The sequence below is a fragment of the Kineococcus vitellinus genome (assembly GCF_009906315.1).
Classification (GTDB): Bacteria; Actinomycetota; Actinomycetes; order Actinomycetales; family Kineococcaceae; genus Kineococcus; species Kineococcus vitellinus.
The window spans coordinates 1-2,734 of record NZ_JAAALL010000424.1 but is presented as its reverse complement, the minus strand read 5'-3'; the positions used below and the strand labels follow the sequence as shown (position 1 = coordinate 2,734).

General features: G+C 71.7%; 3 protein-coding genes and 1 pseudogene. 2 read left to right on the top strand and 2 right to left on the bottom strand.

Translation table 11 applies throughout. The features are described 5' to 3' along the window. Positions 1 to 619: AAA family ATPase (locus tag GTQ99_RS21890; protein WP_166617802.1), on the top strand; the 619-nt coding region annotated here is incomplete at its 5' end. 75 nt (positions 620 to 694) lie between these two features. On the opposite strand, the gene GTQ99_RS21885 is transcribed toward GTQ99_RS21890, so the two are convergent. Both GTQ99_RS21885 and GTQ99_RS21880 read right to left on the bottom strand, forming a co-directional pair. Then, positions 695 to 2,101, bottom strand: a complete 1,407-nt coding sequence (locus GTQ99_RS21885; RefSeq protein ID WP_166617801.1) for a nucleotidyl transferase family protein — start codon at positions 2,099 to 2,101, stop codon at positions 695 to 697. A 64-nt stretch (positions 2,102 to 2,165) separates the two neighbouring features. Continuing rightward, the gene (locus GTQ99_RS21880) at positions 2,166 to 2,327 is read right to left on the bottom strand and encodes a hypothetical protein (protein WP_166617800.1); all 162 of its coding nucleotides are present in this window, start codon (positions 2,325 to 2,327) and stop codon (positions 2,166 to 2,168) included. Between the two features lie 92 nt (positions 2,328 to 2,419). Between GTQ99_RS21880 and GTQ99_RS21875 the strand changes: the two are divergent. Continuing rightward, positions 2,420 to 2,734, top strand: a pseudogene (locus GTQ99_RS21875) (MFS transporter); the annotation flags it as partial.

Sequence of the window (2,734 nt, the reverse complement as noted above, 5' to 3'; positions counted from 1 at the left end):
CATCTTCAACTCGCTGCTGCAGATCCTGGAGGACGGGCGGCTGACCGACTCCCAGGGCCGGATGGTGGACTTCAAGAACACCGTGATCATCATGACGACGAACCTGGGGACGCGGGACATCTCCAAGGCCAGTGGTCTGGGCTTCGCGGCGGGCTCGCAGACCACGCAGACGAACTACGAGCGGATGAAGGCGAAGGTCAACGACGAGCTCAAGCAGCACTTCCGGCCGGAGTTCCTCAACCGCGTCGACGACACGGTCGTCTTCCCGCAGCTGACGCAGGACGAGATCGTCCAGATCGTCGACCTGTTCCTGGTGCGCCTGGACGCCCGGCTGCACGACCGGGACATGGGCATCGAGCTCTCCCCGTCCGCCAAGCGCCTGCTGGCGAGCAAGGGCTACGACCCCACGATGGGTGCGCGGCCGCTGCGCCGCACGATCCAGCGCGAGATCGAGGACGTGCTCTCGGAGAAGATCCTCTTCGGCGAGCTGCGTGCGGGCCAGATCGTCTCGGTGGACACCGCGGGCGAGGGCGTGGAGGAGAAGTTCACCTTCGAGGGCACCTCCAAGGAGGACCTGCCCGTCACGGTGCCGGTCGGGGACGGGCCCGCCGCCCACTGAGCACCGCGCGCCGAGCACCGCGCGAGGATCGGACGCCCGGCCGGGACGACCCCGGCCGGGCGTCCGCGTCCCCGCTCAGTCCTCGCGCCGCTTGTACCCGAAGAAGCCCCGCTTGATGATCGTCGACGCGACCTCCTCGGGGACCATGGACTCCCAGCTGTCGTCGCCGGCCGCGATGCGGCGCAGCACGTCGCGGCTCAGGATCGGCAGGTACTCGGGCCGGTAGTTGTCCAGGTCCACGAAGCTGCCGCGGCGGGCGAGGTAGTCGAACAGCGGCTGCAGGTCGGGTGCGACCTGCAGGTCCTCCACGGTGACCGTGGCGCCGGTCTCCTGGTCCTGCATGGGGTAGACGAACAGCTTCAGGTCGTTCTTGAACAGCCTGCCGAAGCTCTCCAGGATCCCGCCCTGCATGTGCGAGTGGTTGCCCTCGTCGAAGAGGTTCACCAGGCTCGGCACGCCCATGACGATGCCGATGCGCTCCCGGGTGCGCCGCTGCAGGTACTCGGCGAGGCGGTTGTACTCGTAGAAGTCCGTGATGACCGTCGTCATGCCGCACGCCCCGAGCAGGTCCGCGCGGGCCAGGAAGTCGCGGCGGTCGACCTTGTCGCCGGCCGCGCGCAGGTTCCGCATCGTGAGCTCGGTCAGGGCCAGGATCGGGGCGTCCCCGGCGCCGTCCTGCGCGAACTTCTCCTCGGCGGAGGTGAGCATGTCGATGTTGACGACCGTCGGGGGGCGGAAGCTGCCGCGCTCGACGAGGACGGCGTGCTTGCGCAGCGCCTCGGAGGGCTGCAGCACCTCCCCGTCGGGGCCGAACATCGCCACGCCGGACAGGCCCAGCTGCACCAGCTGCAGCGCCATCACCCGGTTGTCGACGTGGCGGAACTCGATGCCGCGGAACTGGATGACGTCGATCTCGATGCGCCCGGTGGACAGCCGGTCCAGCAGGCTGGCCACGACCTGGTCCGGCTCGTGGCGCTCGAAGAACGCCGCGTGCAGCAGGTTGACCCCGACGATGCCCAGGGCCTCCTGCTGCAGGCTCGCGTCGTCGTCGAGCATCCGCACGTGCAGCACGATCTGGCTGGGCTCGTCGTTGGGGTGGGCCTGGAACCGCACGCCCATCCACCCGTGGCACTCGTTGCCGCCGCGGTAGCTGCGGGCCACGACGGTGTCGGCGAAGGCGAAGAAGCAGGTGTCGTCGCCGCGCGCCTCGCTGAGGCGCTCGACGTTGAGGGACAGCTCGTGCTGCAGCATCGCCTGCAGGCGCCCGAGGGACACGTAGCGGTCGGACTTGCCGTACACGGCGTCGCTGACGGCCATGTCGTAGGCCGACATCGACTTCGCCACGGTGCCGGCGGCACCGCCGGCGCGGAAGAACCAGCGCGCCACCTCCTGGCCCGCACCGATCTCGGCGATGGTCCCGTACCAGCGGGGGTCGAGGTTGATCCGCAGGGCCTTCTGCAGCGTGTCGGCGGCGATCTCCATGCGGGTGTCCTCCGGGTCGCGGCAACGTCCGTCGACTCATCCTGCTGGATCCGGTCGCGGCGTGTCACCTCGTGGGCCCGAACGGGCGGGGCACGGGGGACGACGTGCCGGTGCCGGTGGCGGTGCCGGTGGCGGTGCCGGTGGCGGTGCCGGTGCCGGTGGCGGTGCCGGTGGTGGGCCCGGCGGTGGCCGCGGTCGGCGACCACGCCCTAGGCTCGCCGTGCACGCACCTCCTCAGCACCTGCCCGCGGAGCGAGTGGACGGCTCTGGCAGGGACCACCACGGGTCCCGCCCGACCGGGCAGCGGAACGGAACCCCGTGTCGGCTGCCCCGACCGGACCCCTGTCGCTGCTGCGCCTGCCCGGCGCGGCCGCGGCCTTCCTCACCGCCTCCGCCGGCCGCACCGGTACCGCCATGACCGTCCTGGGGCTGCTGTGGCTGGTGCACGCCGCCACCGGCTCCTACGGTCCCGCCGCGAGCGCCACCGCCGCGTTCGCGGTGGCCGAGGCCATGCTCGCCCCCTGCGCGGCGCGGCTCGTCGACCGCCACGGGCAGGTGCGGGTGCTGCCGGTGCAGGCCCTCGCGCACGCCGGCGCGGCGAGCGCCGCGGTGGCGCTCGCCGCGGCCGGCGCG